Below are 25,570 nucleotides of genomic sequence, written 5' to 3' on the forward strand. Positions count from 1 at the left end.
ACACAAACTATTCGCCTAACTTCACAAGGCTGTAGTTCTTCTTCCCTTTACGAATAATAATAAATCTGCCATCAAATGAATTTTCTACAGTAACATCCGTACCCACATCTGTTACTTTCTCACCATTCATAGAAATCGCACCATTATTAATGTCTTCGCGTGCTTGGCGTCTAGATGGTTCAATTCCTAAATCGACTAGCCACTCTACGATGTTTTTCGTCTCTTTTGAAGACTGGAACGTTGGCATTTCTTTAAAGCCTTGTTCAATTTCATCAGCTGTTAACGATTTAATATCCCCGCTAAATAACGCTGCTGTAATCTTCTCAGCTTGTAATAATGCCTCTTCTCCATGAACGAATTTCGTCATTTCTTCCGCTAACACTTTTTGCGCTTCACGTTTATGAGGTTCCGCTTCTACCTTCGCTGCTAATTCATCAATACGCTCTTTCGTTAAGAACGTAAAGTATTTCAAGTATTTAATTACGTCACGGTCATCTGTATTTACCCAGAACTGGTAAAATTCAAACGGTGTCGTTTTTTCAGGATCAAGCCAAACCGCACCACCTGCTGATTTACCAAACTTCGTACCGTCCGATTTTAATAATAACGGAATCGTTAATCCGAATACTTTCGCCTCATGACCTTCTAACTTACGAATTAAATCTAAACCACTCGTAATATTTCCCCACTGGTCACTACCACCAATTTGAAGTTGAACATCCTCTTTCGTGTATAAATGATGGAAATCCAGCGCTTGCAAAATTTGGTACGTGAATTCTGTGAAAGAAATACCTGTATCTAAACGGCTTGCTACAATATCCTTCGCTAACATGCTATTGATGCTAAAGTTTTTCCCGTAATCACGTAAAAACTCAATAATATTTATTTCATGTGTCCAATCATAGTTATTTACCATCTTCACTTCGCTATTTCCGCCAAAATCAAATAGCTTTTTCATTTGTGCTGTTAACGCATCTACATTATGCTGAACCACTTCTAACGTTTGAAGTTGACGCTCCGATTGTCGTCCACTCGGATCACCAATTGTTCCTGTTGCCCCGCCAATTAAAATAACAGGATGATGGCCAGCTAATTGGAATCTCTTCATCATCATAAACGGAATCAAATGTCCGATATGCATACTATCACCAGTCGGATCAACTCCGCAGTATAGTGAAATCTTTTTCTCTTCTACTAGCTTACGTAAACCTTCTTCGTCAGTCTGCTGATTAACGGCGCCACGCCATTCTAATTCATCAATAATATTCATCTTTTGTCATCCCCTTTATTTTTTAAAAACAAAAAAGCCCCTATGTCTACGATAGACATAGGGACGATTATTCACCGTGTTACCACCCAGTTTGCATAAATAGCATAGCTACTCATACCACTCTTAGCAATAATATCGATTGCTAGTCCGCTTAGCATTACCTAAGATACTCCAGAGTGTAATTCGCAAGTTTGTTTGTGCTAGGTTCCAGCAACCCCTAGCTCTCTCGTTAACAGTGACAAACTGCTACTGGGCTCTTTCAACGTATGTTATTTGTTAAATTATTAGCATTATATTGAATTGAAAACAAATTGTCAACAATACCCAAATATTATTTTAAAATAATTCATATCTTCATACGTATTTCGTTATTCCTTATCTTCTCCAATAATCCTTACTTCTCGCTCTAACTTCACGCCAAATTTCTCTTCAACTGTCTTTTGTACGAAGTGAATTAAATCGATGTAATCTTGTGCTGTTCCGTTATCAACATTCACCATAAATCCAGCGTGTTTTAAAGAAACTTCCACTCCACCAATTCGCTTACCTTGTAGTCCTGAGTCTTGAATCAACTTACCAGCAAAGTTATTTGGTGGACGCTTAAATACGCTACCACATGAAGGATATTCTAGAGGCTGTTTTGACTCACGCTTAAACGTTAAATCATCCATTTTTGCTTTAATTTCTTCACGTACACCTTCTTCAAGTTCAAATCTCGCTTCAAGAATAATGTAATGGTTGTTAGCAAATACACTCTTACGATATCCAAATTCAAACGCTTCCTTCGTCAAAGTACGTAGCTCTCCATCACCTGTCATTACAACAGCTTCTGTTAACACAAACGATACTTCACCACCGTAAGCACCAGCATTCATATATAACGCTCCGCCAACTGAACCTGGAATACCACAAGCAAACTCAAGACCCGTTAAGTTATGGTCTAAAGCAATACGTGATACGTCAATAATTGCTGCACCACACTGTGCTACAATCGTCGTTCCTGTTACAGTAACACCTGTAATATGAATTAAACTTACTGTAATCCCGCGAATTCCACCATCTTTAATAATGACATTCGATCCATTTCCTAAAAACGTAACTGGAATATTATATTCGTTCGCATATTTGATAACTTCTTGAATTTCATCATAATTTGTAGGCGCAACAAAAACATCTGCTTTTCCGCCAACTTTAATATGCGTATGATTCTTTAACATTTCATCTTGTTTAACATGTCCTTCAGGCAATACCGTACTTAAATATTTATAAACCTCTTGCATATTCATTTTACGATTCCTCTATTTCTATATTCATTTTATCCCGTTATACGGGCCCATAATATCCCCACGTACATGAAAGAACCTAAAGTGGTGGATACAGTGTACCCAAAATCAATTCGAGACACCTATAAACCTCTTAATTTATAAGAGGTGCCACTCATATTAAAATATATATTGCATAATAAAGCAACCCAAATGGACTACTAAACTTGACATGTCATCAGAAAGACAACAATTTGTAAAATATGTGACTTTTTCAAAACACTATCCCTCAGTATCTTACTATACCATACAAAAAGAAAGTGGTATTTTTTTGTACTTTTTACTTTATTTACATCAATAAAAAAGAGCACATCCGACAGAATGTGCTCTTTCTATACTCTTTATATTACTTTTCGTTCTCTTCTTTTTCTTTATCAAACCATAACAGCTCATCGTTATCAACTTCACCATTATAATTGATTAAAATTTCTTCTCCTGCTTTTATATCTTTATAAGCAAAGAAGTTAAACGTATGGTTCTCGAAGACAATATCATACGTTGCATTCGGTTTATATGAATGATTAAATAACATACCGTATCCTAAAAGGATTGCCGTATGATTGATCCCATACTCAAATGCGTAGTCAGCAAGTAACGTTTTCTCAATATGTTCATGCTGTTCATTCGGATAAGAGATAACTGGTGCTGCGTGTATCAACTCACCCTTTTTAATATCACGAGTTGCAAATACACCTCTATTAAATTCTCCATCACTAAGTTCAGAAGTCTTAACTTCGATCATATGCGTCACCTATATAATTCTTTCTTTGAAGTATTTTATTCCGCTATTTGCGGATAGCTTGATTGGTGAGGGCTAATAATCAGTATGTACTAGTCTCACTTTATCTCCTTAAGCTTGGCAGAAAACGCGCAGAAAAGCAATTAAATTCCTATCAAGTATTCGTTTCAATGAAAAAAGAGCACATCATTTGTGCTCTTTCCAAGCAATATTACTTTTCTAAAATATCTTCTAACAACTTCACTTGCTCGCTAACAGTTTGTAACGTCTTCACTGACGTATCATTTCGATGTTTTTCTTCTTCCACACTCGCTAGCACTTCTTCTGTAGCTGTAGAAGTTTGCTGAATTACGTTAGAAGCATGCGTAACATCCTTTACGATATTCGTCGTTTTAACTTGGAAACTTTCTTGATGAACAACAACCTCTCGCATTACTTCATTAATCGCATCAATAAACTTTCCTAAATCAGTTACGTTTGTTAAAACGCTTGCTAACATTTCGTTGCACTCTTCTTGTACTCTTTCTGACTTCTCTACCTGCACTTCTACCTTACTTGCTTGATTACTAAACTCCTTCAAAATCCCTTGAATTTTTCCCGCAGAACGATTTGATTCTTCAGCAAGCTTTAACACTTCACTCGCTACAATAGCAAAACCTTTTCCATGCTCGCCTGCCCTGGCAGCTTCAATATTTGCATTTAAAGCTAGCAAACTCGTCTGACTTGAAATATTCGTTATTACATCTACAATTTCATTAATTTGTTTCGATTGCATCATTAAATCTCTAAATATAATTCCAGACTGTGAAACAACATCATTTAAACTTCTCATGTTAGCTTCAAAATTTCTTAAAGTATGTACGCTACCCTTTGAAATTTCTAAACTTTTATCCACACGAGCCGATGCAGTTCTTACTTGAGATATAATTTGTTCAATATTTCCCTCCATATCATTCAATACTTCTACCGAACGATACATCATTTCTGATTGTGATTGCGTACCAACTGCTACCTCTTCAAAGGCAAAATTAATTTCACTCATCGATTCCATCGACGTGTTCATATTTTGTCTTAAATGATTGAAATTACTATCTAGTTTCACAACTGTTTCTTCAATAAGTCTTTGCGTCTCTTCTAACTCCTGAGCTTTTCTCATTACTTCTTGCTTCTCATCACTTAAACGAAGGAGCAGATTAGAACCGATTTTCGTGACGCCCCACATAGCGATTGTTACAATCGCTAACAAACTTGCGAAATTAGCAGCTTCAGATGAGGCTGTATAAGCAAAAAATTGCTCCGGCCAATAGCTACAAAGGATAAATGTGATTACAACAGCTACCCCGCCAAGAATTAAAATGAGGCGCTCACTTAAGTAAATAAGTGAAACAGCTAATGTAAAATAGACCATTTGAAATACAGCCGGGCTTTCATTAAAAGCTTGTACCATAATGTAAGACATTGTAAGCAACATAAATGTCATGATATATTTATACGCTGATTCCATACTTTTTATAAAAGTAAAAAGCGTTCCAAATACAACGACAGAAATACCACAGATCCAAAACGCCATTGCTCTCTCTGTAAAAATATATCCATAATACCCAATCGCGATTATCCCAAGGAAGAAACTACAAATCGTTATAAACAGTAATAAATGATTTTTCTGTGATTCTTTCTCAAGGTTAGAAAAACAAGTCCTCTTTAACCACTCCATATGAAGCCCCACCTTCTACTTATACATATCAATTACTTCAGTTTAAATACCGCACTTACTGGGTTATGATCGCTATTTTCAAACTTTAAATCTTTCCCTTGTACATTTACAATCTCTACATTCGGTGAAACGATAAAGCCATCAATAATAGTGACGAAATTTTCACCTTCTACATATTTCTTTACATCATCTCTCACAGTCATAACAGACGGATCTACAGCCCACTTAAAGCCACCGTCTGTAAAGTCCTTCGGTAACTCTACTAACCACTCAGGACGCTCTTTCACGAACTTCGGATCACTTAATTGAGCGTTTGAAACTAATTGATTCCAATCTCCGCCCATTATTACGTAATCACCATTTTCATAATGCTTGTTCATATATTCTTTTAAGTACTCTACTTGCTGTTTTCTAATTTTCCCGCCTTCATCATAAGCAGACAAATGTAAATTTACGAGTCTAACATGTTTCCCATTATTAACAGGGATTTTATATTCCACAATTGCTCGATCTAAATCAAACAAACGCTTTGGCCAAGGCTCCATTCCAGGAAGCTGGAACCTCTTCGCTTCTTGAACAGTGTATTTAGAAAACGTACTTAATCCAGCCTCCGCATATCCCATTGGATTTGTTATTGGCACTGGAACCCATTTCGTATCGTAGTTCTTGCCAAATGACGAAACATAATCAGGTAATCCTTTTTTCAAAAATTCATGTTCATTTACATCAAATGAACGAAGTGACTTTATATCAACTTCTTGTAATAGTGCAAAATCACTATTCTCATTTTGTAAAAACGAAAGCATATTCTTTAAATTAGTTTCCGTTTGCTCTTTACTACTTGAACCAGATCCCTTTCCACCATCCATAAAGAAATCTTGATCCTTATCTAACCCAGCATATCCAATATTAAATGTTGTAACTTTAAATTCATTTCCAGTCGCTAATACGCGCTCCTTATTATTCTCCACCTTCAAGCTTGTAACATCAGCAGGCTGTTCTTTAGTAAGTGTCATATACGCTAGAAATCCTCCTACAATGCCCGCTACTACTAAAACACATATAAATACGATTTTAAAAAATTTCTTCAAATAAATGACTCCTTTTCACGCGAATTTATTTTTCTTTATTTTCAGTCAAATAAAACAAAACGACACACATAAGAAACATTTTATCATAATTAAAACCTTATATCACTATATTCAGTTGATAAGTAATCGATCCCATTTTAATTACTTAAAAAGCCTTCAGACATCAAAAAAAGAAAAGTTACACCCTCCTCCTCACTGGAAATTAAACGGTATATTTAGTACACTATATGTAATAATCATAGGCGATGGAGTTCGCCATAAACGCTGCTTAGCTAATGACTCCTACCAGTATGGATACTGGTAGGAGTCTATTTTTTTGAGCAAGCTATTTAAAGAGGTGAGAAAATTGATTTATATTATCGTTGGCATTGCTGGTATATTAGGAGCTCTTTCTCGTTATTATTTAGGTCTTAATATCAACACATTTTGGCATCATTCATTTCCATTGGCAACATTACTCATTAACTTAATCGGTTGCTTCTTCTTAGCGTGGCTAACTACTTATATCGCTCGGCTAAACATCTTACCTTCAGAGGTTATCACAGGCATCGGAACTGGATTCATCGGTTCCTTTACGACTTTTTCAACATTTAGTGTAGAAACTGTGCAATTGATCAATCATTCTGAGTGGAGCATAGCCTTCTTATATGTATCATGTAGCATACTTGGTGGCCTCATTATGTCTGGCCTTGGCTATATACTTGGAGATTTCTTAATTAAGAAATCTCTTACGGAAGGTGATTACTCATGATAGAAGCTTTATTAGTCGCAACAGGAGGATTTTTTGGTGCGATTACACGATTTGCAATTAGCAATTGGTTTAAGAAAAGAAATAAAACACAATTTCCAATTGCTACATTCCTTATTAATATAACAGGGGCATTTTTACTTGGATATATAATTGGCAACGGAGTCACTACAGGCTGGCAACTATTATTAGGTACTGGATTTATGGGCGCATTCACTACATTTTCTACGTTTAAATTAGAATCTGTTCAGCTTCTCAATCTAAAAAAACCGTACATCTTCCTTTTATATTTAAGTGCTACTTACATAATCGGTATCCTCTTCGCATTCCTTGGAATGAAGCTAGGCGGAATATAAAAAAAGCGACTCTATTGAGTCGCTTTTTTTCATAAGAAATATGTCCCGCCATATGGAATGGAAAATAAACCAGCTGGATGTACATCGTAATGTACAATTTGCATCGGAAGTTGTGAATACGGCATATACTGACTTTGCAACATTTGTGCAAAATATGCTTGTTGTTGCATTTGAATAGCTTGATTCACAGCATGAATTGTCCCCTGTGCCCCAGCCAGTGTAATAGCTGCTCCTACTTGTCTTCCATTATAAAAATGATGGTTCATCATGATTCATCTCACTTATTCTTTTTCTTCCATATGGTATGTTTCTATTTCATAGTAAGTGTTTTGTCCCTATAGGTTGCCCCTATCTATTGCCCTTTTTTAGCTTGGAAGTAATAAATCCAAATAATAATACACCAATACCACTAAGGAACAATACATAACTTATCGGTACTAGGAAAAAGAAAGGTTCTTCAAGGAATCCATCCGCTCCTACTTTACTGTTTGAAGCATGTATAGTTAAAGAAATAATCGCTAAAATCATGAAAGAAATAGCTACTACGTATTTATTTTTCATTTCACATTCTCCTCTACTTATGTAATTCTTCTTAAATCGTTAACATCATATTATCTAAAATAACATTAATATTCAATAATTATTTATTGTTTAACAATAAATAATTATTGACTAGACTAATAAAAAAAGGTTTGCGAAGCATCTTAAATTCCTTCACAAACCTTCTAAATTATAAATATTTACACTTCAAACCTCTTGCTTAATACAATATACATTGCGCAAAATAGCACGAATATCCCAGCATAAATTAACAAAATCTCTACACTAAACATATCCGACAACGGACCAAATATTATCATTCCTAAAGGAAGCGCGCATGAATTCGCAATTTGTACAAGGCTGAACATCCGTCCGTGCATCGATGGTTCTACTTTCTCCTGCAATAACACAGTAACTGGTGTATTGAAGCACGGCATTGTTATACCAATTAAAAAATTAAATACTAAATACATAATAAATATCGGTGCTATTCCGAGTCCAATCATAAGCAGTCCATATAATGCACAAGCTAGCGCTGTTGTATACATACGATTACGAAAGCCACCCCACGCCGCAATCAATACGCCACCAGCTGCCGCACCCGCACTAAAGGTCATCTCACTAGCAGTAAGTCTCCACATTTCGGCCCCGAAAGAACGAGTTACCATTAAAGGTGTTAAAAAAGCAGCTGGACTTATTAAAATCATGACGATAATCAATAAAATGATTAGCCTTTTAATAAATACATTTTCTTTTAAATAAGAGAATCCTTCTTTAATTCCTTGTAGATTAGATTTTTGCTTATTCTCTGCATTCACATGTCCCTCTACTTGAATGATAAGCATAATACTAATTCCAATCATAGCCGTAATAACATCAATAAAAAATGTTGTTTCAATGCTGGCAATAGAAAGAATCGCAGCACTTGCTGCTGGAGAAAGAAACATAATTAAAGATGTAATACTGCTATTTATTCCATTTACTTTCATAAGATACTCTTTCGGAACGATTTGCGGAATTAATGCATTCACAGCTGGCGTTTGTACTCCTGTTCCAGCTGAACGAATGAGTAACACAATAAAAAGTAACCAAATACTTTTATATCCTGTTAAAAATAAAATTGCTAAAACTAACGTCGCAATCGCTATAATCCCGTCCGATAACATAATCATCTTTTTACGGTCATAACGATCAATCCAAACACCTGCAAACAAAGATATCGCAATTTGTGGTAGGAAACCGCAAACAGTTGAAATAGTCAACATCACTCCTGATGATGTTGTAAGGGTGATATACCATATAATCGCGTATTGCACGAGAGAGGAGCCGAACAACGAAATAGTTTGAGCGGTCAAAAATAATATAATTTTCGTTTTCCAATTGTTTTCACTCATATGTTTCACACCCCCTTAACTAATCCTGTCTCTATATGAAAGATGCTATCTGCCCAATCAAGATAAAAACTCGCTTCGTGAGATACGAGGATAATGCTGCCCTTAAACTTAATTAGCGCCTTTTGCAAAGCTTCCTTCGCTTCTGCATCTAAATGATTTGTCGGCTCATCTAAAATTAAGAAGTTACAAGGTGATAGTAATAATCCGCACAGTTTCACCTTCGATTGTTCACCACCACTTAACGTACGAATTTCTTGCGAAACGTGCGTATCCTTCACTCCACACGCAGCTAAATGATGGCGTATTTCCTTCATATTCAGTTTAGGAATCTGTTCTGAAATAATTTGAAGCGGCGTTAAAGAATCGTTGCTCCAATTTAAATCTTGCTCATAATATCCAATCTTTATTTGCTCTGAAAAGTGAAACTCTCCAGAAATACTAGCAATATTTCCAACGGTTGTTTTTAATAAAGTAGATTTCCCTACTCCATTGAAACCTGTAATAACAAGTTTTTGCCCACCCATTACTGAAAAATTCAACTTTGGTAAGAGAGCGAAGTCGTAACCAACTTCAAGGTTATTTACTTCAAGAACTGTCTGAACTGAAATGGGAAGTTCCTGAAAATGAATAGACGGTTTATGAGTAAAACTTGGTGGCGCAATTCTTTCCATACGCTCCAATTGTTTTCTACGACCTTGCGCTATTTTTGAATTCACCCCAGCAATATTTCTACGAATATACTCTTCCGTTTTTTCAATTTTCTTTTGCTGTGCATAATATTGGCGAATATAATCTTTTCGCAAATGCTCCTTCTGCCTTATAAAATCTGAGTATTTACCGTAATACTTCTTAACTGTTCCGAACTCTACATCACATATGCAAGAAGTTACTTTTTCCAGAAAATCAAAATCATGTGATACGACAATAAACGCTCCTTCAAAATTCATTAAATAATTAGCAAGCCACTCCACATGCTCCTTATCAAGAAAATTCGTCGGTTCATCTAGTAATAAAATATTAGGCTCTTCTAATAAGAGCTTCGCTAAAATTACCTTTGCACGCTGCCCTCCGCTTAATTCACCAATAACACGATCCATCCCAATTGCATCAATACCTAAACCGGCTGCCACCTTATTCGTAATACTGTCTACTGAATAAAAATCACGAGCCTCAAGCTGCTCTTGCATTTCAGCCGCTTTTAGTAGTTGATTCTCATCTCCAGTCATTGCACTTTCTTCATATAACTTGTTCATTCTCTTTTCCATTTCATACAAATCATAAAAAGCTCTCTTTAAATATTGTGAAATGGTATAACCCTCATCAATGTCAGCGTATTGATCAAGATGCCCAATTTGAATATTAGGTTGCCACTTTATGTCTCCCTTATCAGAAATAATTTCCCCCACCAATATTTTCATTAATGTGCTTTTTCCTGCACCATTCTGTCCAACAATCCCCATATGCTCCCCTTTATGCAAATCAAAAGAAGCATTCTCGTATAATACTTTATCTATAAAACTATGTGATAAACTTTCAACTTTAAGTAAACTCATTTTTATTCCTCTTTTCCTGAAATTAAAAAAAGCAGAGAGATAGCGTCATTCGACACTAGCCCTCTGCTTCGTGGTTTTTCCTATACTACTCCAATTTACGGTAAAGACTCATCGGAATAATATACACAAAGGGCCATAGACAAAGCATTGTCTATGGCCCCTTAATCTATTTTATACACCAGCTGAAAAATCATAACGAAATAAGCATAGATAAACTATACTTTTTTAGAAAAGTTATTCAGCCGATGAATATAGGGGATTTATACCCCTTGATTAAGCTCCGTACAACGCTTCACCGTATACATTTGTGCGGAGCAAAGTTTTCTAATGAGTTTTACAAATTTTATATAAAGCATATTCTGCACCTTCCTTAATACTTAAAAGGGATTTTAGCATACGGTTTTACGAAGCGTCAACATTACTTCCGAATCTTTCAACTACTTGTTTTCAAAATATTGCTTCTGAAACATACACATTCTTATCGCATTATGATAGTTACCATCAACGAAAAACTCATCGATAAGTTCGCCTTCTACCATAAATCCAACCTTTTTATAAACATGTACTGCTTTTTCATTTTCCTTATCCACAACTAAATATATCTTATGCATATTTAATACAGCGAAAGCATAATCCATTGCTAAACGCGTCGCCTCTACTGCATAACCATACCCTTGATAATTCGGATCAATAATAATTTGGAATTCTGTTCTACGATGAATATAATCGATTTCTACTAACTCAACTAACCCAACCATTTCATTGTCTTTCTCAACGATAAATCGGCGTTCGCTTTGATCATGTATATGTTTATCGTATAAGTCTTGCAGCTCCACAAATGCCTCATATGGCTCTTCAAACCAATACGACATAATATGCGCATTATTATTCAGTTCGTGTACGAACTTTAAATCTTCTCGTTCTAATGGACGTAACTTCAATTCCTGATTCATTCCTATAACCTCCAAGTAAAAGAAACCTCTTCACTTAATTTCTCAATTTTTTTCGATTTCAAACGCCCTAATTTCATTGTAAACTTTCAAGCAACTTGAAGGTCAAGATGTAAAAAAGTAGTGCAAACTTACGTCTACACTACTACTCTTTTCTCAAATCTCTCATATTCGATATGTATAAAGCAATAACTAAAACAAGAATTGCTCCTGCGTATAATAACGTCTCCATCGGTTCCTCATGGGACACAATAATTAATCGAATTAAAGCCGTAATTCCGATATAAATAAAATAACGTAACGGGAAATGATAATTCGATTTAAAATACTTAATAATTAATGCAATGAACTCGAAGTATAAGAAATAGACGATGATACTTTCAACCAATTTATAAGACGTATACTCTTTTGACGAAAAAATATACTGCACAAACGTGATCGTCTCATTCACTAAGAAAATCGATAACACAATGGATAATATAATTAAAGCTATATTTAATATCCATTGCAAAACACTAGCTATAACATGATCGATATTAAATGACTTCATATTCTCTTTAGACTCCCCTTCGTATAAGTACTTATTTATTATAGCAAAATTACGATTGGAAAGAAGTTAAATCATATATTCGTCCTTTGTTGTTGCCAGTGTAGGGAAGATTTAGTGTGTGGAGAATTCTGTTTACAACCATACCTGACGAAACACGGAGAAACTCTTTCAAATTACCATTCGTACATGTCTTACTAATGAGCAATGCATAATCTCGTATAGCATCCTCATGTGCCACTTTTGAAAAATCTTTACAACTTGTACAACGCCAACCCTTCTTAACTTTAACCATTGGAATAACTAAGCATTTCTCACATTGTACTCCATTTAGCAACTCCTCTTTTTCTATTTTATATTGCTCAAGTATATTTTGTTGAAGTGGAGAATGCTCCGCTATCATTTGATGAATGAGCCTATCTACATTATCTATAACTTTTCTCTTATATTTACTTTCAAACCACTTTATTTTATGAGGTAAATTGGCACTATGAATAATTGTATGAAGAAGATTGTCATCTGAAGATTTTATAATGGTACGAGGCGAGCTAATAACAACGAGGGACTCAATTGGAAGACTAGAGGAAAATCCATGTGAGTTTAACCATTTCTTTAGTTGTATTTCTTGCCTTTTTATTTGTAAAACCGGATCTGGAAATCCCTCTGAATTTCCTTCTGTTATTCGGATAAGTTGATTAAACTTTGCATCAAACATTAATGTACCTGCTATATTTTTTATCTCAAGAAAAAGAAGAAACTTTGTGGAAAGGATAATAGTATCAATTTGAAAGTATTTATCATAATTACATAAGCGAACATCATGTAAGACACTATACTCTTTCTCAGAAATAAAACTAAGCGGATAATCAATCGCTTGCTCTCCTTTATACCCCGCCATGTGTTTTGCCAAGTTTTCTCCAATTAAATTTCGTTTCGGATGATGTACAGGTAACCTTCTAAGAAGTGCTTCTAACTGTCTTATATAAATCGGCATTTTTCTCTCTTTCACAATCACCTCAAACACCCCTTTACAAATATATCAACGATTTTTTCAATATATCTATCACAACTCACAATATATCAACGATTTTCTCAATATATCTATCACAACTCACAATATATCAACGATTTTTCCAATATATCGATTGGTCGACAATATCTGACACTACCTCACTCCAATCACTCACAGCATATCCTAGAAAAACATCTTCAGCAAAAACTTAAAATCGCATTTCCTCATAAAAAAACATCACCCGCTCCTCCAGCAAAGGTATGGTTTTTAACCCTGCGATGCCACTCTATCTATAACCTTGCTGTGAATTCCACAAAATCCATTTGTACTTATACCAACTTTCACTTTTTTCACACTGAAACTATATCCGTTAAAATCGTTTCATAACGTTATTACCTCCGCATAGCTACAATTTATATAATAACGGTACAGTACAAATAACGTGCTGAATCACTAAGTATGGGGGAATAACGATGAACGAAGCGTTACTATTAGTAGACATACAAAATGATTACTTTGAAGGCGGCAATATGGAATTACATCAACCTGAAAAAGCCGCACAAAAAGCGAAAGAAGTTTTGAAAGTATTTCGCGAAAAACATAAAACAGTTATTCACGTACAACATATTGCGAACAATGAAGGAACTACTTTCTTCTTACCCGATACAGTAGGGGTTCAAATTTATGATGATGTACAACCGATTGCTAAAGAAAGAGTCATTCAAAAACATCACCCTAACAGTTTTTTAAGAACAAATTTATTAGAAACATTACAGACAGAGAAAATAGACCGACTAGTCATTTGCGGTATGATGACTCATGTATGTATTGATGCAACAGTGCGCGCTGCCAGTGACTTCGGATTTCAATGTATTGTAATTGAAGATGCTTGTACAACAAAAGATTTAGAATTTCAAGGAAATCTAATCCCCGCAGTACACGCTCATCAATCGTTCATGAGTGCATTAGAGTTTGGTGATATTTATGCAACAGTCATGTCAGCAAACTGTTTTATAAACAAAAGCAAATAAAGAATTACAGTTCCATATGAAAAAAGAAAGGATAAGTATCTTATTCTTTCTTTTTTTCCATCGTCTTAATGACGGTATTTATACGATAATCACCATAATGTAAAACATCTGCAAGAGTCTCTTCTAATTGCTGATGCGAAGATGTGTGAAGAGTCATGACATAGCACCCATCGCCGCTTATACGATACATTTCAGTAATTACGTCCGTTTTTTCAAAAAAGTTTTGAATTTGATTATGATAGTGCGGTGCATGCAAAAATAGTGTAACAAAAGTCATAATAGAACCTTCTAGCTTCGCCCTATCGATATTTATCGTATATTTTTGAATGACACCTGCCTCTTCTAATTTATTAATTCGTTTCCCAACAGCCTGGCCAGTCAAATGTACTATCTCCCCAATTTCCTTCCAGTTCATTCTAGCGTTTTCTTGTAGTAATTGTATAATCTTAAAATCTGTTGAATCAAACATGGACATCCCCCTTCCTATACGAAACGAATTCTATAAAAGCTTCATTTCCCCTACAGTTTTTCTCAAAAGTTTTGCACTACAATCGATTAGCTCTATTAGCAATTACATTATTATTAGTGGCTTTCCTTCTTCTTTACAATGTATTTTTTGGATTACTCGTAGGCACTACAGCAATCTAGCGATTTTTTATAAATATGAACATTTTTTAGGAATTAGTTTATCTTTTTTTAATGTTTTATTTAGAGGCAGTTTATAGTCGGGTATTAACATAAGAAACGTAGCGACTAAGTTCATATATGACGCACCGCTACTATAATCGCTAACCGTACTACTTGAAATCATAAAATAAGGAGACGATAAAACATGAACAAAAAAACAAAAGCACTATCATCCATACTGCTCGGATTCACATTAGCATTAACAGGGTGTGCTGGTACTAAAGCTGAAGAAAATCATGGGAAACAAAAACAAGAACAAGTTGCTAAAGAAACAAAAAAGGAAAATAAATTAACTAAAGGGCAAAAAATGGCTAATATTCTTAGCGAGACAAATTGGCAAGGTTCACGAGTGTATGACAAAGATAAGAATGACTTAACAAAAGAGAATGCAAACTTCATTGGTCTTGCAAAATATGATGCGAAGTCAGGCAGATATGAATTTTTTGATGCTAAAACAGGTGCAAGTCGTGGCGATAAAGGAACTTTCTTTGTCACAAATGATGGGAAGAAGAGAATATTAATTTCAGAATCAATGAAGTATCAAGCTGTCGTTGACATGACAAAACTAAACAAAAATGTATTTACTTACAAACGAACGGGGAAAGACGCTAACGGTAAAGATGTAGAAGTTTTCGTTGAACATGTCCCATATAAAGAAAAAGAACTTTCTTTCACTGATCCGGACAAGCAGCTGAACACGACTACAGGCGATATTGTTAAAAACGTTGATGGAGATAAAATTTTAGGCGGTACCCTTTGGCACGGAACAAAGGTATTAGACGAAGCTGGTAACGATGTAACACAGTTTAATTCGAATTTTATAAGTTTAGCAAAATTTGATGACAAATCTAATAAATATGAGTTCTTCAATAGCGAAACAGGTCAAAGCCGCGGTGATTATGGCTACTTCGATGTTGTACACGAAAATAAAATAAGAGCCCATGTTTCCATTGGAAATAATAAATACGGTGCTGCTCTTGAGCTTACTGAACTAAATAAGAATAAATTTACGTATAAAAGAACTGGTAAAGACCAAGCTGGTAAGGATATAACTATATTCGTTGAACATGAACCTTATAAAGGTGATATGAAACCACAATTTAGTTTTTAAAAACGTTTGATTAAAGATCCTGTACTGAGTTGCAGGATCTTTCTTAAGACAAAATCATTTACGATTCTCTTGAAAGAAATCTTCTCATATCCACCCACAACTCTTCAGCTTAATTGTTGAATATAACAACTTTAAAAAGCCTTACTACACATAAATTGTAGTAAGGCTCTGACTATTTAAGATAAACATTAAACGACTTCATTATCTCTATACAAATAAAGTTTAGCAAATAATGTTACTATCTCCTCCAAAGAAAAGAAACCTTATTTCAACTTTCCTATTGATAAGTTAACACGATAGTTCCCATATTTTAATAGTCGTCCTAGAAAGTTATCTAAGTCTTCGTTGGAAGCAAAATGTGTTTTTAATAAATAACACCCCTCACCACTTATACGGTGTACTTCAGAAATCCCTTCTTCTCCTTGAAAGAAATTCATAAACTCTTGGTGATTAGCTGTTGTTACGAACAAAGTAACAAATGCAGTCACTACTTGTCCTAATTTGATTCGGTTTATTGCAATTGTATACTGTTCAATAATCCCTAAATCCTCTAATCTTCGAATTCGATTTCCTACAGCTTGCCCCGTCATATGTATTTTTTGTCCAAGTTCTTTCCATTGTATTCTTGAGTTTTCTCCTAATAATTTCAGTATCTCAAAATCTGTTTGATCAATGATATAAACCAATCCTTTCACCGTGAAAGTAAAAAGCCCGAAAGTGTTTCGCCAACTTATTCTGCTTATCGATACAATTCACTATACTTAGTTTATCCTCTTACATCACATTATTTATCAGCTATATTTACTTATAACACAGAGGACACAACAAAAAAATACATCTAGATTTAAAGGAGGTTACAAATATGTTATTACAAGAAATTCTATCGTTCAATGAACATTTTGTAGAAAATAAGGAATACGCTCCTCGTGAAGCGACAAAAATGCCTAAAAAACGTATGGTTGTTGTTTCTTGCATGGATGCTCGTTTAATTGAGCTACTTCCAAAAGCTTTAGATATACACGATGGTGATGCAAAAGTTATCAGAAATGCAGGTGGTAAAATTGCTTCTGCTTTCGATAGTGTTATGCAAAGTGTTGTAGCGTCAGTATACGATTTAAATGCAGATGAAATCTTCCTTATTGGACACCATAGATGTGGCGCGAGCCAAACGAATCCAAAAGGAACACTTCAAAAAATATTAGATCGCGGAGTAGCTTCATCAGAAATTTTATCAGCGATTGAATATGCTGGTATTGACCTTGAAAAATGGTTATTCGGATTCGATGATGTTTGCGACTCAACGCAAGCTAATGTTGATTTAGTAAGAAATCATCCACTTATCCCAAAAGATGTTCCTGTACATGGTTTAGTTATTGACCCTCACACAGGTAAATTAGATGTAGTGGTTGATGGATATAAAGCGTTAAATAGTAAAACAAAATAATAATTATCACGTATATGAAGGGAAGTTATGAGATATGAAAAAACAAGTATTAGATATGAATAGACAAGAAGCTACGCAAAAAATTTTAGCGGCAAAAATTAAAAAAGGGTTAACTTGGGAAGAAATTGCAAAAGTAAGTGAAAACTCTGAGACTTGGGTTGTAACAGCGTTATTAGGACAAGCTACAATGACACGTCCAGAAGCAGAAAAAATTGGTAAACTATTAGAATTAAATGAAGAAGTAGTTCAAGCATTAACAGTAGTTCCACTTCGCGGCCAAGTAATGGAAATGCCTCCTACGGACCCGATTGCATATCGTTTATATGAAATGATGTTACAATATGCACCAACTATTAGAGAATTAATCTTAGAAAAAGCCGGCGAAGGTGTAATGAGTGCAATTAACTTCAACTTGGGTGTGGATACACAAGAAGATCCAAAAGGTGGCGATCCTCGTATCGTGATTACACTTAACGGTAAATTCTTACCATTTCGTGCATGGTAATTAATTAAAAATCTATCTATATCATTAAATTGATTTTATAGATTTATAAAATCCATCCTTTTTAATCTAACTATGTAGAAAGGATGGATTTTTAATATGAGATTCTTTTTCGGCAAAGGAGAATAATATGAATAAAAAATGCTTTGATACGAGCTTTAATATTCTACAATGGTTTGTGTTTCTATTAGCAAATGCAATTGCATTACCTATAATTATTGGTGGCATATTCCATTTACCAATAGAGGATGTCTCAACATTAATGCAGCGGACTTTTTTAGTCGTGGGAGTAAGTTCGTTTCTACAAGCGTGGTTTGGGCATCGTTACCCCATTGCGGACGGGCCAGCCGGTTCATGGGTAAGTATATTTGTCATATTGGGACAAATCGCTATGCATCAGGGACAAAGTGCAAAAGACGTGTTGCAACTTTTAGAAGGTGGGTTAATTATTGCAGGTATATTACTCTTCATTCTTGGTATCACAGGACTTATTCATCGAATCTTACGTTTATTTACCCCTTTAGTTACAGGAACTTTTCTTTTAATCTTAGCACTTCAGCTTAGTGGTGTGTTACTAAAAGGAATGATAGGATTACAAGGATCTGCAACCCATCCTGACTATACAACAGCTACTATTGCTCTCTTTGTTTTTGCCCTTATTACTTTCTTATCAATTAAAGGGAAAGGATGGATGAAAAGTTACGCTGTATTACTTGGAATCTCATGCGGTTGGCTTTTGTATGCAGTATTAGGAAAATCATCTCATATCCCTTCGCACACAACGCTAGTTAAGTTACCAGAGATATTTGCTTGGGGCACACCTAGATTCGATATTGGAATGACTCTAACTGCAACTTTATTTACATTTCTTTTAGTTGCAAATACAATCGCTGCTATTTCGGCTGTAAAACAAGTGGCTCCATTATCTAAAGAAAATGAAAAGCAAACACTGAACCGTGGTGTATGGGTCGGAGGTATATCACATATTATCTCGTCGTTGTTCTCTACAATTGGAATTGTACCATTACCTGCATCAGCAGGATTTATCAAACTAACAGGACAAAGAAAAGTGAAGTCGTTCCTTATAGCAAGTCTTATATTAGCAGGAATTTCTTTTATTCCCTCAATTGTAAACTTTATATCCTTGCTACCAGGACCTATTGCTAATGCTGCACTTTTAGCAACATTTGTCCAAGTAATAGGCATTTCATTTCAATCCATTTTACGTGAAGCAGTAAATCAACGCCGATTAACTATATTAGGAATTTCATTATTAATCAGTTTAGGAATATTGTTTCTTCCAGAAAGTGCATTTAGCGGAATTCCTTCTTCCTTACAATATGTTTTAAGTAATGGCTTACTTGTGGGTACCATGCTTGTCATTCTATTAGAACAATTTTGGAAAGAGTAAAAAGCGCCCTACTTATAGGGCGCTTTTTTATACTTAATGACTAATACTAGCTGTTGGGTATAATGTTGTTCCTCCAATTGAAACTTTTATTTCATTTGTTAATGGAACGTTTTGTTCATTAATAATTGTTCTCCACCATTCCCATGCAAGACCTGTACATTCTCTTGCTACAATTTTTATATTTTTTGAATTCGGTGGAAGAGGGATAACTGTAGAGTAATGAGCCGTTTTGTCTTTTCCACTACCATCCCACGTTTTATGTGTTAGTACTTCGTTACCCTTTTGATCAAATGTGAATTCATCCCAAGATACATCAAATTGAGCAACGTAAGCACCGTAATGATCAAGTGTCATTTTAGCACTTGAATATTCTGTAGTTGTCGTCTCAATATAATCTGTATTGTTATGAACAGCAGCAGTTGCATTATCTTTTAAGAAAGTACTTGTATATGAAATTGGGTATGCTGGATTTTTAAGACTTAATTCAGCATTATCTTTAATAATATTTCGGATTTCATTGAAATCTTTAGTAACAACCTTGTTATGCTCTTTCGCATCTCCGCCTAATACTACAGCAGTAAAGGTACTTTCTTCAAAAATATCTTTATACTGTCCACTTGTTTCAACGCTGTTATTCTTAAGTAAGGCTTTAAAAGCAGCTTGTACATCTTTGCTCTTAGATGTTGTTTCTAATTTTACATAAATCGTTCTACCATAAGCTACATTTGAAACCATAACAGGTGGAGCCGAATTACTTACGCCTTTTCGAGTTAACTCGTCAAAAGTAACGCTATTATCAAAAAGGTCGGATGGATTGTTAGGTAGTTCAGCACTTACCGTATAAAATATTTGCTTATACGCCGCTACCATCACTTTTTTCTCTCCATTTGCAACCGCATTAAAATCAATGTTTAGACTGTTATCAAGATATTTAGCGTTAACATTAAGAGCGCTTGCGATTTGTGATTTACTATAAACCATAGATTCCGTATACTGCATTCTTGCAGGTAACGTATGTGTTGTAGAATACTTTTCATTCCAAGTAGATACTAAATCGTCTACTGCTCCAGCTACATTACCATATGTCGGATTTTGGACAGTGATTGTATTTTCTTTTCTCATGCCCGGTAAGTCTATACTAATATTCAAAGGCTTTCTCTTAGCCACTAATAAACTTGGTTGATTGTCTGCAAAAGCTTTATTTGCAAGTTGTACAGCTCCTGGATACGTACGATTCACTACAGAATCAATAATTGAAATATCGACTGGTGACGTTGTAAGTGATTTTTTCTCGCGTTCCACTACTACAAATTTACCATTTGAATTAATACTTTCTTTCGGAACAAAACTTTCTACTTTATCACCATTTACAGCTAAAACCTCTTGATTATTATATTTAAGATTTGCTATACCAGTATTAATGCCACTAGCATTTTTGGTTACATCAGTTACATTACTTGCTTGTGTTTCTGCGAAGGAAATAGATGAATAATTAATAGTGCATAGACTAACTAATAAACATGTAAGGAACTTTCTTCTTTTAGTGTTTTTCTTAATATTCAGAAAAATCACCCCGTTCTTTTTTTAGTAAAATATGATAATGATTGATAAATGATAGCTAACTAATAAACTTACATAAATGCTTTTAAAAGTTCTTGAATTAACGGGATTACGCCACCTACAAATTTTAAAACTGCCATTGCGATTTCCATATTATTTCCTCCTTTTTATTGCTACGAAAATGTGATTTATCTTTATGCCCTCATTATAGTGACCTCTTACACTTTTATCAATACACTCTGATATGCAATATTACATATACAAAAAACAAGCTGAATTCTTTTGAAAAATTATACAGAGATATTTTTTCCACTTGGTACATACTTGAAAAGGTGAAGCATTCTTTTGCATTTTATGAGTAATCACATAAAAAAAGCTGCTGCCTATAAAATACAGACAGCAACTTCAACTAGAGTGTCTTGCATAATCTACGCAAGACATTTTATAACTAATAAACAGCGATTGGCCCATAAGGACCATTAATAATCTCTATTTTTGTTTCAAAAATATCTGTCAAAAGTGTTGGGTCCATAACTTCTTCTACTGTTCCAAAAGCAGCAATTTGTCCATCTTTCATAGCACAAATTTTATCCGAGTATTTAGCTGCAAAATTTATGTCATGCATGACAGTCAAAATTGTTCTTCCAAATTCATTAGCTGCACGTCTTAAATGCTCCATCATTTGAACAGAACGAGCAACATCAAGGTTGTTCAAAGGTTCGTCCAAAAGTACATATTCAGTCTCTTGGCACAATACCATCGCTACATATGCCCTTTGTCTTTGACCACCAGAAAGCTCATCTAAATATCTATTCTCTAAACTAGTTAAATCTAAGAAATCGATATATTTAGAGATGATAGCCTCATCTTCTTTAGTCAATCTTCCCTTTGAATAAGGAAAGCGCCCAAATCCAACTAGTTGTCTCACAGTAAGCCTAGTTACAAAATGATTTTCTTGTCGCAATATAGTCAAAACTTTTGCTAAGTCTTTTGATTTGGATTCAGAAACATCCATATTTGCTACCTGAATTTGACCTTCATCCATATCTAAAAGTCTGCCAATCATCAAAAGTGTCGTTGACTTTCCAGCGCCATTTGGTCCAATTAAAGAAGTAAAGCCTGCTTTTGGTATTTCAATATCCAAAGGTCCTATTTTTACCTTATCAGTATAGAACTTTTTAACATTATCAATTTTTATCATAAAGCCCTCTTCCTTAAAACTATAGTTAAGAATATGATTCCACCGAATAATTCAATAATAACTGAAACTACACCTTGAGCATGGAATACATGATACATTAAAAAGTATGCGCTCGTCATTATTAAAAATCCTATAGCAAAAGCCATCGGAAAAATATATCTATGATCATAAGTTGACGCTGCCTGATAACTCAAAGTTGCCACTAAAAAGCCGTAGAAAGTAAGTGGCCCAATTAGAGCTGTTGAAATGGACATTAAAATAGCTACTAATACAAGCGTATAAATTACACTAGGTTGGTATTTAACTCCAAAAGAAGTAGCAACATCTTTTCCTAGTGACAAAACATTCAAATTCTTAGAATGAGCAAAAATTAATACCGCTACAATTATGATCATAGGAATTACAATAGGAAAATATGCAGGATCTGCATGATTAACAGAACCAAATAATCTTGCTTGTAAAATATCAAATTCTGAAGGCGCAAGTAGTTTTCTCATGAAAGTTGACACAGAATTTAGCCCGGTACCAATAATAATTCCAACTAAAAGCATAAGTTGTAAATTCCCGTATTTACCGGAAAGTAACCATCCATAAAGTATCAAACTCATGAAGACCATAACAACAACTTGGAATAAAAATGATCCAATTCCATTAAAATTTATTAACGCACTTGCACCAAAGAAGAATACTGTACTCGTTTGAATTGCTGAATAAAGTGATTCGAAACCTAAAAGTGAAGGAGTAATAATTTTATTATTCGTAATAGATTGGAAAGCAACTGTCGACAAGCTATGGCAAACCGCAGCAATAATCATTGCAACAATAGCTACTATCCTTCTCTTAACGACTGGGATAAAAGAAGGTGAATCTATCGGAACTGGATTGTTATAAACTAAAAGTCCATATGAAGAAAGAAGACCTAAAGCAATCAATGTTATCAGTAAAATCCAATAACGTCTTGCTTCCTTCTTAGACCGAAAAGCGCTAGCTGATCTACTTTCATTATGAAGGCTAGAATCGATTTCGACATTTTCTTTTTTTCTATATTCTAATGTGATCATCGTAGCCTCCTTGGTTTTCTTTGTCTCAATAAAATAGTAATAAACACGACTGCTCCCACTGTTGCAAGTATTAAAGAAACAGGTAATTCAAAAGGCTGTATAATTGTTCGAGAAATGATGTCACAGGCAGTTATTGATCCCATTCCGATCACACAAACCCAAGGTAAATTACTCCTAAGATCATCACCTCTAAACATTGAAACGATATTTGGCACAATTAATCCTAAGAAAGGTAAGTGTCCGATAACAGCTGCAACAATTCCAACTGCAACAGAGATAAGAGCAGTCCCAAAAAGAACAATTCTATTGTAATTAACTCCAAGACTTGTTGCGACATCTTCTCCTAGTCCAGCTAAAGTCAATCTATTAGCATACATAAAAATAAGAAAAGTAATGATAACAATCAGCCATAAATATTCATATCTTCCCACCTGAATGTTAGCAAATGAACCTACAAACCAAGTTTCAATACTTTGCGTCTTTTGAAAAAGGAGTCCTAAAAAAGTAGACACTGCAGAAATTACTGCTCCAAGCATCAATCCAATAATCGGAACAATTAAAGACGAACGAAGCTTAACTCTTCTTAAAAATAGAAAGAAAATCATAGTTCCTATAAAAGAAAAAATGATTGCACCAGTCATTCTTTGAACTAAAGTCGGGGCAGGAAATAATAAATACACAAAAAGCAGGCCTAAGCCTGACCATTCAATAGTCCCCGTTGTAGTAGGTTCAACAAAGCGATTCTGTGTAATGAGTTGCATTACGAGCCCTGCCATCGCCATCGCAGCTCCAGTAAGCATTAATGCAGCTGTTCTCGGAACACGAGTTATGAAAAACATCTCTGTCCCGTCCTCTTGTCCACGTATATCATAAACTCCAGTAAACAGTGATATAATCCCTAAAATTATAACAACTATAACTGCTATTATAAAAGGTTTTGTCCATATTTTATTTTGATTATAAAACTGGGGTTGAGAAATATTCTCAACCCTAGAAATCATATTTTTTGACACTGTTTCGTACCCCTTTACACTACTTAGCTAAAGTTTTTGCCATATTTCCAAATAACTCTATATAAGTTTGAATTGATTCATTTGTGTAAGTATCTTCTGGTGCATAAATAACTTGTTTTTTAGAAACAGCAGTTGTGTTTTGAAGAGCAGGTGATTTAGAAATAACATCCTTAGCAGGTGTTGACTTAGCTGCATCAGATGTTGCAGCATCACGATCTAATACGAAAATCCAATCAGGATTTGTTTGTGCAATAGCTTCAACAGAAACGTCATCACCTTTATGACCTGCAGTAGAATTTGAAACTTCTAACGCTGGAGTCCAACCGAAAATTTCATACATTGGTCCCCAAACACGACCAGAATGTGGAGCAGCAAAACCAATATTACCACCAGTAACGATAACACTCATAACTTTATCTTTTCCGTTATAAGCAGATTTTGCTTTTTCAATAGATTTATCAAAATCAGCTACTAATTGTTTAGCTTCTTTATCTTTATTAAAGATTTTTCCTAAAGTAACTGTAGAATCTTTAAGTCCTTTTACTAAGTTTTCGCCAGGCTTAGTAGCTTTCTCAGAGACATCAAAATTAAGATCAATAACTGCTGCATTTGGTACTAATTTTTTGATTTCTTCGTAATGGTCAGCAAATCTTTGACCAACGATTACAAGGTCAGGGTTTGCCGCTGCAATAATTTCAAGATTTGGTTCACGGTGATTCCCAATATTTTGAACTTTTTCATCCTTTTTATATGCTGAATCAGCAGGCATGATATCCTTTGGAGCAGCCGCTAATTTAATTCCCCAATCAGATAAAGTTTCAAAAGTTCTGTTATCCAAAGCAACTACATTCTTTGGGTTTACAGGGACTTTAACAGTTCCATGAGCATCAGTGATTTCAACCGTTTTTGGCTTATCACTACCATTATCTTTATTATTAGCCTTCGAAGTTTCTTTACTTGAATCTGAGCAAGCTACTAACATTAAAGTGAAAACTGCTAGAATACTCACTAATTTTAAAAGCATAGATTTTTTCATATGTATACTCCTTATAGTGTGATTTATTTCGAAAATGATGACATCCATAGATTGAATTAGAAGGTAACTTTTATTCAATTGAATCGCTATTGATAATCATTTTCATTTGAACATCCTGTTAATTAGTATAGTCATTAATTCTGTGAAAATCTTGTGAATGGTGTGAATTCATAAAATCAGACATAAAAAGTAATATGTGACGTCAGGCGTGTTGATTAACCATGATTTCCTCTACAAAACACGCTCATTAATAGCTAATATTTTCATAATCCATTTT

26 protein-coding genes, 1 riboswitch and 1 other annotated feature are annotated in these 25,570 nt (G+C 34.6%); of the genes, 7 read left to right on the forward strand and 19 right to left on the reverse strand.

All coding sequences use genetic code 11. The features are described from left to right. Positions 1 to 7: 7 nt before the first annotated feature. The 5 genes from tyrS to MHH27_RS26310 form a co-directional block, all read right to left on the reverse strand. Positions 8 to 1,270: a tyrosine--tRNA ligase gene (gene tyrS / locus MHH27_RS26290; RefSeq protein ID WP_075719252.1), complete on the reverse strand. Its 1,263-nt coding sequence runs from the start codon at positions 1,268 to 1,270 to the stop codon at positions 8 to 10. Between the two features lie 56 nt (positions 1,271 to 1,326). Beyond that, positions 1,327 to 1,542, reverse strand: a binding site (T-box leader). A 96-nt stretch (positions 1,543 to 1,638) separates the two neighbouring features. After that, on the reverse strand, positions 1,639 to 2,556 hold the full coding sequence (murB, locus tag MHH27_RS26295; RefSeq protein ID WP_001057106.1) for a UDP-N-acetylmuramate dehydrogenase: 918 nt from the start codon (positions 2,554 to 2,556) through the stop codon (positions 1,639 to 1,641). Between the two features lie 382 nt (positions 2,557 to 2,938). Then, on the reverse strand, positions 2,939 to 3,334 hold the full coding sequence (locus MHH27_RS26300; protein WP_000573647.1) for an SET domain-containing protein: 396 nt from the start codon (positions 3,332 to 3,334) through the stop codon (positions 2,939 to 2,941). Between the two features lie 208 nt (positions 3,335 to 3,542). Further along, positions 3,543 to 5,045: a DUF4077 domain-containing protein gene (locus MHH27_RS26305; RefSeq protein ID WP_098235671.1), complete on the reverse strand. Its 1,503-nt coding sequence runs from the start codon at positions 5,043 to 5,045 to the stop codon at positions 3,543 to 3,545. 32 nt (positions 5,046 to 5,077) lie between these two features. Further along, positions 5,078 to 6,136, reverse strand: coding sequence for an endonuclease/exonuclease/phosphatase family protein (locus tag MHH27_RS26310; RefSeq protein WP_000713106.1), 1,059 nt, complete (start codon positions 6,134 to 6,136; stop codon positions 5,078 to 5,080). 232 nt (positions 6,137 to 6,368) lie between these two features. Then, positions 6,369 to 6,428, forward strand: a riboswitch (Fluoride riboswitch). A 54-nt stretch (positions 6,429 to 6,482) separates the two neighbouring features. On the opposite strand from MHH27_RS26310, the gene crcB (MHH27_RS26315) reads away from it, so the two are divergent. Further along, positions 6,483 to 6,887, forward strand: a complete 405-nt coding sequence (gene crcB / locus MHH27_RS26315; protein WP_044783105.1) for a fluoride efflux transporter CrcB — start codon at positions 6,483 to 6,485, stop codon at positions 6,885 to 6,887. Continuing rightward, positions 6,884 to 7,240, forward strand: a complete 357-nt coding sequence (gene crcB / locus MHH27_RS26320; protein WP_000568579.1) for a fluoride efflux transporter CrcB — start codon at positions 6,884 to 6,886, stop codon at positions 7,238 to 7,240. The genes crcB (MHH27_RS26315) and crcB (MHH27_RS26320) overlap by 4 nt, the downstream gene beginning before the upstream one ends. Positions 7,241 to 7,269: 29 nt before the next feature. Here the strand turns inward: crcB (MHH27_RS26320) and MHH27_RS26325 are convergent, their stop codons facing one another. The 7 genes from MHH27_RS26325 to MHH27_RS26355 all read right to left on the reverse strand — a co-directional run bounded on the left by MHH27_RS26325 (position 7,270) and on the right by MHH27_RS26355 (position 13,233). Next, positions 7,270 to 7,509 (reverse strand): DUF3947 family protein, encoded by a 240-nt coding sequence (locus tag MHH27_RS26325; RefSeq protein WP_000980931.1) that lies wholly within the window; start codon positions 7,507 to 7,509, stop codon positions 7,270 to 7,272. Between the two features lie 79 nt (positions 7,510 to 7,588). Then, positions 7,589 to 7,801 carry a DUF3955 domain-containing protein gene (locus MHH27_RS26330; RefSeq protein WP_000792612.1) on the reverse strand — a complete coding sequence of 71 codons (213 nt, stop codon included), beginning with the start codon at positions 7,799 to 7,801 and terminating at the stop codon, positions 7,589 to 7,591. 179 nt (positions 7,802 to 7,980) lie between these two features. After that, entirely contained in the window at positions 7,981 to 9,174 is a 1,194-nt protein-coding gene (locus tag MHH27_RS26335) for an MFS transporter (RefSeq protein WP_141534289.1), read from the reverse strand. 5 nt (positions 9,175 to 9,179) lie between these two features. Next, positions 9,180 to 10,727 carry an ABC-F family ATP-binding cassette domain-containing protein gene (locus MHH27_RS26340; protein ID WP_340944590.1) on the reverse strand — a complete coding sequence of 516 codons (1,548 nt, stop codon included), beginning with the start codon at positions 10,725 to 10,727 and terminating at the stop codon, positions 9,180 to 9,182. 437 nt (positions 10,728 to 11,164) lie between these two features. Continuing rightward, on the reverse strand, positions 11,165 to 11,680 hold the full coding sequence (gene speG, locus MHH27_RS26345) for a spermidine N1-acetyltransferase (RefSeq protein WP_001071095.1): 516 nt from the start codon (positions 11,678 to 11,680) through the stop codon (positions 11,165 to 11,167). Between the two features lie 142 nt (positions 11,681 to 11,822). Then, positions 11,823 to 12,227: a phosphate-starvation-inducible protein PsiE gene (psiE, locus tag MHH27_RS26350; protein ID WP_000834709.1), complete on the reverse strand. Its 405-nt coding sequence runs from the start codon at positions 12,225 to 12,227 to the stop codon at positions 11,823 to 11,825. Positions 12,228 to 12,276: 49 nt separating this feature from the next. Continuing rightward, positions 12,277 to 13,233, reverse strand: a complete 957-nt coding sequence (locus tag MHH27_RS26355) for a nuclease-related domain-containing protein (RefSeq protein ID WP_097924613.1) — start codon at positions 13,231 to 13,233, stop codon at positions 12,277 to 12,279. Between the two features lie 476 nt (positions 13,234 to 13,709). Between MHH27_RS26355 and MHH27_RS26360 the strand changes: the two genes are divergently transcribed. Next, positions 13,710 to 14,267, forward strand: a complete 558-nt coding sequence (locus MHH27_RS26360; RefSeq protein ID WP_340944592.1) for a cysteine hydrolase family protein — start codon at positions 13,710 to 13,712, stop codon at positions 14,265 to 14,267. A gap of 40 nt (positions 14,268 to 14,307) precedes the next feature. Here MHH27_RS26360 and MHH27_RS26365 read toward each other — a convergent pair whose 3' ends face one another. Beyond that, the gene (locus MHH27_RS26365) at positions 14,308 to 14,736 is read right to left on the reverse strand and encodes an Lrp/AsnC family transcriptional regulator (protein ID WP_228497287.1); all 429 of its coding nucleotides are present in this window, start codon (positions 14,734 to 14,736) and stop codon (positions 14,308 to 14,310) included. Between the two features lie 363 nt (positions 14,737 to 15,099). Between MHH27_RS26365 and MHH27_RS26370 the strand changes: the two genes are divergently transcribed. After that, positions 15,100 to 16,065, forward strand: a complete 966-nt coding sequence (locus MHH27_RS26370) for a DUF4822 domain-containing protein (protein ID WP_097821532.1) — start codon at positions 15,100 to 15,102, stop codon at positions 16,063 to 16,065. 263 nt (positions 16,066 to 16,328) lie between these two features. On the opposite strand, the gene MHH27_RS26375 is transcribed toward MHH27_RS26370, so the two are convergent. Next, positions 16,329 to 16,760: an Lrp/AsnC family transcriptional regulator gene (locus MHH27_RS26375; RefSeq protein WP_002008929.1), complete on the reverse strand. Its 432-nt coding sequence runs from the start codon at positions 16,758 to 16,760 to the stop codon at positions 16,329 to 16,331. Between the two features lie 167 nt (positions 16,761 to 16,927). On the opposite strand from MHH27_RS26375, the gene MHH27_RS26380 reads away from it, so the two are divergent. The 3 genes from MHH27_RS26380 (at position 16,928) to MHH27_RS26390 (ending at position 19,422) form a co-directional block, all read left to right on the forward strand. Next, a complete protein-coding gene (locus MHH27_RS26380; RefSeq protein ID WP_000926482.1) occupies positions 16,928 to 17,509 on the forward strand; it encodes a beta-class carbonic anhydrase in 582 nt (193 codons plus the stop codon). A gap of 55 nt (positions 17,510 to 17,564) precedes the next feature. Further along, a complete protein-coding gene (cynS, locus tag MHH27_RS26385; RefSeq protein ID WP_097924611.1) occupies positions 17,565 to 18,014 on the forward strand; it encodes a cyanase in 450 nt (149 codons plus the stop codon). Positions 18,015 to 18,141: 127 nt separating this feature from the next. Then, positions 18,142 to 19,422 carry a purine/pyrimidine permease gene (locus tag MHH27_RS26390; protein ID WP_098566802.1) on the forward strand — a complete coding sequence of 427 codons (1,281 nt, stop codon included), beginning with the start codon at positions 18,142 to 18,144 and terminating at the stop codon, positions 19,420 to 19,422. Between the two features lie 33 nt (positions 19,423 to 19,455). Here MHH27_RS26390 and alo read toward each other — a convergent pair whose 3' ends face one another. From alo to MHH27_RS26415, 5 genes are all read right to left on the reverse strand, one after another. Further along, the gene (alo, locus tag MHH27_RS26395; RefSeq protein ID WP_000576745.1) at positions 19,456 to 20,994 is read right to left on the reverse strand and encodes an anthrolysin O/cereolysin O family cholesterol-dependent cytolysin Alo; all 1,539 of its coding nucleotides are present in this window, start codon (positions 20,992 to 20,994) and stop codon (positions 19,456 to 19,458) included. 436 nt (positions 20,995 to 21,430) lie between these two features. Next, on the reverse strand, positions 21,431 to 22,183 hold the full coding sequence (locus tag MHH27_RS26400) for an iron ABC transporter ATP-binding protein (protein WP_000590061.1): 753 nt from the start codon (positions 22,181 to 22,183) through the stop codon (positions 21,431 to 21,433). Next, the gene (locus tag MHH27_RS26405; protein WP_000631245.1) at positions 22,180 to 23,244 is read right to left on the reverse strand and encodes an iron chelate uptake ABC transporter family permease subunit; all 1,065 of its coding nucleotides are present in this window, start codon (positions 23,242 to 23,244) and stop codon (positions 22,180 to 22,182) included. Before MHH27_RS26405 ends, MHH27_RS26400 begins: the two co-directional genes overlap by 4 nt. Beyond that, the gene (locus MHH27_RS26410; RefSeq protein ID WP_000042077.1) at positions 23,241 to 24,257 is read right to left on the reverse strand and encodes an ABC transporter permease; all 1,017 of its coding nucleotides are present in this window, start codon (positions 24,255 to 24,257) and stop codon (positions 23,241 to 23,243) included. The genes MHH27_RS26405 and MHH27_RS26410 overlap by 4 nt, the downstream gene beginning before the upstream one ends. Positions 24,258 to 24,276: 19 nt before the next feature. Continuing rightward, positions 24,277 to 25,293 (reverse strand): siderophore ABC transporter substrate-binding protein, encoded by a 1,017-nt coding sequence (locus tag MHH27_RS26415; protein WP_000749447.1) that lies wholly within the window; start codon positions 25,291 to 25,293, stop codon positions 24,277 to 24,279. Between the last annotated feature and the right edge of the window lie 277 nt (positions 25,294 to 25,570).

It is taken from the genome of Bacillus sp. FSL L8-0152, assembly GCF_038006365.1.
GTDB classification, from domain to species: domain Bacteria; phylum Bacillota; class Bacilli; order Bacillales; family Bacillaceae_G; genus Bacillus_A; species Bacillus_A cereus.